Raw genomic sequence first — 6,988 nt, 5'->3', positions numbered from 1 at the left:
GCCGACGACTACGTCACGAAGCCGTTCAGTCCGCGGGAGCTGGTCCTGCGGGTCACGTCCGTACTGCGGCGCGGCGGGGCCGCCGGGGCCTCCGCGGCCGCCAGGGGCGCCGGCGGGCGGGAGGCCGGGCTGACGGGTGCCGGGATCACCCTGGACCCGGCCACCCACCGGGCCGCCAAGGACGGTCGTGAACTCTTCCTGACGGTCCGGGAGTTCGATCTGCTGGCCCACTTCCTTCGGCATCCCGGGCAGGCGCACGGCCGCGAGGAGCTGATGCGCGAGGTGTGGGGCTGGGACTTGGGGGACCTGTCGACGGTGACCGTGCACGTACGCCGCCTGCGCGCCAAGGTCGAGGACGACCCCGGGCGACCGCGGCTGATCCAGACCGTGTGGGGCGTCGGCTACCGCTTCGAACCGGGCGGGTCGCGGCCGGCCGGGGCGGGAGAGGTGGCACCGGCATGAAGGACGTACTGCTCATCGCGCTGTTCGCGTTCGGCGGGGCGGTGTGCGCGGGGGCCGTCGGCGCGGTGGTGCTGAGGCTGGTGCGGCACCGGTCGGTGGCGGTGTCCCTGACGGTGATCGCCGCGGTGGCGGTGACGGCCATGCTGGCGGGGACGCTCGCCGTGGCCCGGGCGATGTTCCTCTCCCGGCACGACCTCGGGGTGGTCACCTTGGTCGTGGCGATGGCGGCGGTGGTCTCGCTGGCCACCGCGCTGCTGCTGGGGCGGTGGGTGGTGGCCCGGAGCCACGAACTGTCGGTGGCGGCGAGGGACTTCGGCGAAGGAGGCAGCTTCGCGGCGCCGCCCCGACCGGCGACGGCGGAACTGGCTTCGCTGTCACGCGAGTTGGCGGCGACGAGCGAGAAGCTGGCCGCGTCCCGGGAGCGGGAGCGGGCCCTGGAGAAGTCCCGGCGGGAGCTGGTGGCCTGGATCTCCCACGATCTGCGGACCCCGCTGGCCGGTCTGCGGGCCATGTCGGAGGCGCTCGAGGACGGCATGGCCGAGGACCCCGAGCGCTACCACCGGCAGATCCGGACCGAGGTGGACCGGCTGAACTCCATGGTCGGGGACCTGTTCGAACTCTCCCGCATCCACGCGGGGGCGCTGGCGCTGAGCCCGAGCCGGATGTCCGTGTACGACCTGGTGGGCGACGCGCTGTCAGGGGTGGACCCGCTCGCGCGGGAGCGGGGCGTTCGGCTGGTCGGCGAAGCGGTCGACCGTCTGCCGGTGGAGGTGGACGGCAAGGAGATGACCCGGGTCCTGGCGAACCTGCTGATCAACGCGATCCGGCACACGCCGGCGGACGGGACGGTGGCGATCGCGGCCTCACTGCGGGCGGGCGCGGTGGTGGTGTCGGTGACGGACGGGTGCGGGGGCATCCCGGCGGAGGACCTGCCGAGGGTCTTCGACACGGGGTGGCGGGGGTCGTCGGCCAGAACGCCGGTGCCTCCGGCGGGGGCCGGGCTGGGGTTGGCGATCGTGCGGGGCATCGTCGAGGCACACTCGGGGCGGGCGGTGGTGCGGAACGTGCCGGGGGGCTGCCGGTTCGAGGTGACCTTGCCGGCTCCGGATCCGGCTCCGGCCTGACCGGCCCCGCCTGACCTGTTCGTGCCGGGTCCCCGGGCGGGTGCGGTCGGCTCCACGGGGGTCGGCCCCGCCCCCCCCGCGCCTCAGGCGCGGGAGGGGCCGGGGTGGTCCGGTAGGGCCGGGTTCGGCTCAGGTGTCGGCGGCGCAGGAGTGGGCGGGCGCTGGGGGGCGTGGGCGAACTCAGTCATGCCCTGCGTGAAGCCGACCCGGGGGCGCCAGCCCAGCTCCGCACGCAGGCGCCCGGAGTCGGCTGTGATGTGGCGGACGTCGCCGAGGCGGAACTCGCCGGTGATCACGGGGAGCGGGCCGCCGTGGGCTTCGGCGAGGGCGGTGGCCATCTCCCCGACCGTGCGGGGGCTGCCGCTGCCGGTGTTGTACGGGGTGCAGAACCCGAGCGGCGTCGCGGCCTCCAGCGCCAGGGCGTTGGCCTCCGCGACGTCCCGCACGTGGACGAAGTCCCGCTGCTGGCCGCCGTCTTCGTACACCTGCGGCGCCTCGCCCCGCGCCAGCGAGGAGCGGAAGAAGGAGGCCACCCCCGCGTACGGGGTGTCGCGCGGCATCCCCGGTCCGTAGACGTTGTGGTAACGCAAGGACACCGCCCGGCCGTCCACGCACCGGGCCCACGACGCCGCCAGGTGCTCCTGCGCGAGCTTCGTCGTCGCGTAGACGTTGCGCGGGTCCGTCGGGGCGTCCTCGTCCACCAGCCCCGGCGCCAGCTCCGCGTCGCAGCGCGGGCAGCGGGGTTCGAAGCGGCCGCCGGCCAAGTCCGCCACCCGGCGCGGGCCGGGGCGGACGGTCCCGTGGCGGGGGCACTCGTAGCGGCCCTCGCCGTAGACCACCATCGAGCCGGCCAGGACCAGCTTGCGGACCGCGGAGTCCGCCATCGCGGCGAGCAGTACGGCCGTGCCCAGGTCGTTGTGGGAGACGTAGGCCGGGGCGTCCGCGAAGTCCTTGCCGAGGCCGACCATCGCGGCCTGGTGGCAGACGGCGTCCACCCCGCGCAGCGCGTCCCGTACGGCTTCGGGGTCGCGCACGTCGGCCCGTACGAACTCGCCCTCGCCCGCCGGGGGCACGAGGTCCAGGACGACCGGATCGTGGTCGTGAAGACGCAGAGTGGTAACGATGTGGGAGCCGATGAACCCGGCTCCGCCGGTGACGAGTACGCGCATGGCGGGGACGCTACGGACCGCGACGGCCCGGCGGGGGCTCCCACGCCCCTCCGTAAGACTTCCGTCAGTTCATTTCGTCACGGTCGGTGAGGTTATAGGGCGGCTGGGTTCCAAGTTCCGCCCGTTACTAATCTGTTTAGGGTGCGGAGCGCCGAAAAGTCACCCTTCTGGCACCTTGCCAACTGGCTTGACCACGCCGTAAGCGGGGCATAAGTTCTGCCCCGGCTTGCTCCATCAGGACGGGCCGACGAACCGTCCTCTGGGGGGCCCATGCACTACTACACCGACGTTCTGAAGAAGTACGCCGACTTCTCCGGCCGCGCGCGCCGCCAGGAGTTCTGGATGTTCTTCCTCTTCAACATCGCCGTCGCCATCGTCGTCGCGATCATCGATGCCGTCATCGGCGCCAACATGGTGATCTACGGGCTCTACATCCTGGCGGTCATCGTTCCCTGCATCGCCCTCACCGTCCGTCGGCTGCACGACCTCGGCAAGTCCGGCTGGTGGTACTTCATCGGTTTCGTGCCGCTCGTCGGCGGCATCTGGCTCATCGTCCTGACGGCCACCGAGGGTCAGCCGAACCCGAACCAGTACGGCCCGAGCCCGAAGGCCGTCCACGCCTGAGCAGGCGTGTGACCGGTAGTGCGTGACCGGCGGTTCGTCACCGGTAATACGTGACCGGCAATGCTTGAGCGCCGCCCCTGGCTGGAAACAGCCGGTGGCGGCGCTCTCGCCGTTTCCGGGCCCCGACAGGGGCCCCTCGTCACCGAACGTGACACGCGTCTCCTTCCCCCTTCCGCAGGGGGCTGTCCAGACCGGCCCGATCACGAGATATCTTGATGTCGAGCAATGTTGCAGACGAGAGACGCAGACTGTGGAGCGGAGCACCCGGTGACTGACTCGACCATCATCTACACGCACACTGACGAGGCCCCGGCCCTCGCGACGTATTCGTTCCTGCCTGTGATCCAGGCATACGCGTCGACGGCCGGTGTGAATGTCGAGACCCGTGACATCTCCCTGGCCGGTCGGATCATCGCCAGCTTCCCCGAGTACCTGGAAGAGGGCCAGCGCATCGCGGACGACCTCGCCGAGCTCGGCGAACTGGCGAAGACCCCGGGCGCCAACATCATCAAGCTGCCCAACGTCTCGGCCTCGATCCCGCAGCTCAAGGCCGCGGTCGCCGAGCTCCAGGGCCAGGGCTACGCGCTCCCGGACTACCCGGACGACCCGAAGAGCGACGAGGAGCGCGATATCCGCGCCCGCTACGACAAGATCAAGGGCAGCGCCGTCAACCCGGTCCTGCGCGAGGGCAACTCCGACCGCCGCGCCCCCGCCTCGGTCAAGAACTACGCCAAGGCGCACCCGCACCGCATGGGTGCCTGGGTCCCCGAGTCGAAGACGAACGTCGCCACCATGGGCGCCAACGACTTCCGCTCCACCGAGAAGTCCGCCGTGATCGCCGAGGCCGACACCCTGCGCATCGAGCACGTCGCCGCCGACGGCGCGGTCACCGTGCTGCGGGAGTCCGTACCGGTGCTCGCCGGCGAGGTCGTGGACGCGTCCGTCCTGCACGTCGACGAGCTGCGCACCTTCCTCAACGCTCAGATCGAGCGGGCCAAGGCCGAGGACGTCCTGTTCTCCGTGCACCTCAAGGCCACGATGATGAAGGTCTCCGACCCGATCATCTTCGGCCACGTGGTCCGCGCCTTCTTCCCGAAGACCTTCGCCCGCTACGGCGAGACCCTCGCCGCCGCAGGCCTCTCCCCGAACGACGGCCTCGGCACCATCCTGAACGGCCTGGGCGCCCTGCCCGACGGCGACGCGATCAAGGCCTCGTTCGATGCCGAGATCGCCGAGGGCCCGGCCCTCGCGATGGTCGACTCGGACAAGGGCATCACCAACCTGCACGTCCCGTCCGACGTCATCGTCGACGCCTCGATGCCGGCCATGATCCGCACCTCCGGCCACATGTGGGGCCCGGACGGCGCCGAGGCCGACACGCTCGCCGTCCTCCCGGACAGCAGCTACGCCGGCGTCTACCAGGTCGTCATCGACGACTGCCGCGCGCACGGCGCGTACGACCCGTCCACGATGGGCTCGGTGCCGAACGTCGGCCTCATGGCCCAGAAGGCCGAGGAGTACGGCAGCCACGACAAGACCTTCGAGCTCGCCACCGCGGGCACCGTCCGCGTCGTCGGCGCCTCGGGCGCCACGGTCCTGGAGCAGCAGGTCGCCGCCGGTGACATCTTCCGCGCCTGCCAGACCAAGGACGCGCCGATCCAGGACTGGGTCAAGCTCGCCGTCACCCGCGCCCGCGCCACCGGCGTCCCGGCCGTCTTCTGGCTCGACGAGGGCCGCGCGCACGACGCGCAGCTCATCGCCAAGGTCAAGACGTACCTCGCGGACCACGACACCCAGGGTCTGACCATCAAGATCCTCTCCCCGGTCGAGGCCACGCAGTACTCCCTGGAGCGCATCCGCCGCGGCGAGGACACCATCTCGGTGACCGGCAACGTGCTGCGCGACTACCTGACCGACCTCTTCCCCATCCTGGAGCTGGGCACCAGCGCCAAGATGCTGTCGGTCGTCCCGCTGATGAACGGCGGCGGCCTCTTCGAGACCGGCGCCGGCGGCTCCGCCCCGAAGCACGTCCAGCAGCTCGTCAAGGAGAACTACCTGCGCTGGGACTCGCTCGGCGAGTTCCTCGCGCTGGCGGTCTCCTTCGAGCACCTCGCCACCACCACGGGCAACGCCCGCGCCCAGGTCCTCGCGGATACCCTGGACCGTGCGACCGGCACCTTCCTCAACGAAGACAAGTCGCCGAGCCGCAAGCTGGGCGGCATCGACAACCGCGGCAGCCACTTCTACCTCGCCCTGTACTGGGCGCAGGAGCTGTCGCGCCAGACCGACGACCCGAAGCTGGCCGCCGCGTTCGACCCGCTCGCCAAGACGCTGGCCGAGTCCGAGGAGAAGATCGTCGGCGAGCTCATCGCCGTCCAGGGCTCCCCGGCCGACATCGGCGGGTACTACCGGCCCGACGCCGACAAGGCCTCGGCGATCATGCGGCCGTCCGCGACGCTGAACCAGGCGCTCGCGATCCTCGGCTGAGGCCGCAGCACCACCGTTTCGCAGCACCACCGTTCTACGGGTCAGCCCCGGCCGGCAGCCGCCGGCCGGGGCTGACCCGCGTCCGGAGCGCGGGCTCAGGGCGGCGCGGGCTCCGGGCGGCTCGGGCGGGTCCGGTCAGAGCCGGTGCACCCGCTCCTGCGCGAAGGCCAGCGGGTGCTGCCCGGCGGCCAGGATCCGCAGCCCGGGGGCCACGGAGAGCAGGCGGCGCAGCCAGTCCAGGGTCTCGGGCCCGAGGTGGTCCGAGCCGTCGAGGACGAGCAGCACGTCCCGCTCGGCCAGCCACGAAGCGGCGTCCGCCGTGCCGCACGGCAGGAACGGCATGCCCGGTACGCAGCCCAGCGCGGCCGTCAGATCGCGGATCCCGAAGCGGTGGTCCATGCGGACCACGGCCACCCCGTCGCAGAAGTTGGACGCGAGCCGTTCCCCGATCTCCCGCACGAGGAGGCTCGGGGGCTCCCGGAACGGTCCGGTGACGGTGAGAACCCTGCCCCGCCGTACGGCGGTGAGCAGCCGGGACAGTTCGACGGACGTGGCCGGAAACGTGCCGGCGCTCATGGAATTCCCCATCGGCACGATGCCCCCCATGTGCATGCGTGACCTTGTGCGGCCGGAGGGTTGTTTCAGGCCGCACGGAGCCGATTATCCGCCAGTTCTGCCGGATGGCCAGGGGAATTCCCTATTCCACTGAAAGGTCCCCTGTTTCCTGCGGGCGTAGTCCCCGTGCGCCCCATGCCGTACGTGCCGGGGCCGGGGCGGGCCCGACCTCCGGCGAACGGTTGTCCGGGGGCCGGGAATCGGCTCTACTGCTGTGCAGCCCGACACGCGGGCACATTCGGGGAGGGCGTCACGATGCATGCGGACCAGCGGCGGGCCGGGAGGGCGAAGCGCCCCCCTTCGCACCGGCGCCGCCCGGGCTTCCGGGCCCGCAGACCCCTCGTGACCCTCCTCCTGTCCGCCTTCCTCCTGGTCGGCGTCTGCGCCGCCACCGGCATCGCCTGGGAACCGCGGACCGTCGCCGACCGGCTGGAGCGCCCGGGGGCCGGCCCGGGCGACGTCCGGGCGGACGGATCCGGCGCCACCGGCGGCGCCACGCCCGGCGCC

The 6,988-nt window shown here is 71.9% G+C and carries 6 protein-coding genes; 4 read left to right on the top strand and 2 right to left on the bottom strand.

Annotated features, from left to right (window positions below; all coding sequences use genetic code 11):
* Both J7E97_RS32810 and J7E97_RS32805 read left to right on the top strand, forming a co-directional pair.
* Positions 1 to 462 (top strand): response regulator transcription factor (locus tag J7E97_RS32810; protein ID WP_215034842.1); only part of this gene is annotated, 462 nt, incomplete at its 5' end.
* Positions 459 to 1,586 carry a sensor histidine kinase KdpD gene (locus J7E97_RS32805; protein ID WP_215034840.1) on the top strand — a complete coding sequence of 376 codons (1,128 nt, stop codon included), beginning with the start codon at positions 459 to 461 and terminating at the stop codon, positions 1,584 to 1,586. The genes J7E97_RS32810 and J7E97_RS32805, both read left to right, overlap by 4 nt.
* An 83-nt stretch (positions 1,587 to 1,669) precedes the next feature.
* On the opposite strand, the gene J7E97_RS32800 is transcribed toward J7E97_RS32805, so the two are convergent.
* Positions 1,670 to 2,755 carry an NAD(P)-dependent oxidoreductase gene (locus J7E97_RS32800; RefSeq protein ID WP_215034838.1) on the bottom strand — a complete coding sequence of 362 codons (1,086 nt, stop codon included), beginning with the start codon at positions 2,753 to 2,755 and terminating at the stop codon, positions 1,670 to 1,672.
* Between the two features lie 270 nt (positions 2,756 to 3,025).
* Here J7E97_RS32800 and J7E97_RS32795 point away from each other — a divergent pair, with 270 nt between their 5' ends.
* Complete coding sequence (locus tag J7E97_RS32795) at positions 3,026 to 3,379, top strand: DUF805 domain-containing protein (RefSeq protein WP_215034836.1); 354 nt, start codon at positions 3,026 to 3,028, stop codon at positions 3,377 to 3,379.
* Positions 3,380 to 3,646: 267 nt separating this feature from the next.
* Entirely contained in the window at positions 3,647 to 5,866 is a 2,220-nt protein-coding gene (locus J7E97_RS32790; RefSeq protein WP_215034834.1) for an NADP-dependent isocitrate dehydrogenase, read from the top strand.
* 135 nt (positions 5,867 to 6,001) lie between these two features.
* Here J7E97_RS32790 and J7E97_RS32785 read toward each other — a convergent pair whose 3' ends face one another.
* On the bottom strand, positions 6,002 to 6,442 hold the full coding sequence (locus J7E97_RS32785) for a hypothetical protein (RefSeq protein ID WP_215034832.1): 441 nt from the start codon (positions 6,440 to 6,442) through the stop codon (positions 6,002 to 6,004).
* Positions 6,443 to 6,988: the final 546 nt, after the last annotated feature.

This window comes from Streptomyces sp. ISL-66 (assembly GCF_018614135.1).
Taxonomy (GTDB): domain Bacteria; phylum Actinomycetota; class Actinomycetes; order Streptomycetales; family Streptomycetaceae; genus Streptomyces.
This window is presented reverse-complemented; position numbering and strand designations above follow the sequence as displayed.

What these genes read in the sequence shown, in the direction of transcription:
- J7E97_RS32805 (WP_215034840.1), top strand. Translation starts at nt 459, where the DNA reads ATGAAGGACGTACTGCTCATCGCGCTGTTCGCGTTCGGCGGGGCGGTG.
- J7E97_RS32800 (WP_215034838.1), bottom strand. Translation starts at nt 2,755, where the DNA reads ATGCGCGTACTCGTCACCGGCGGAGCCGGGTTCATCGGCTCCCACATC.
- J7E97_RS32795 (WP_215034836.1), top strand. Translation starts at nt 3,026, where the DNA reads ATGCACTACTACACCGACGTTCTGAAGAAGTACGCCGACTTCTCCGGC.
- J7E97_RS32785 (WP_215034832.1), bottom strand. Translation starts at nt 6,442, where the DNA reads ATGAGCGCCGGCACGTTTCCGGCCACGTCCGTCGAACTGTCCCGGCTG.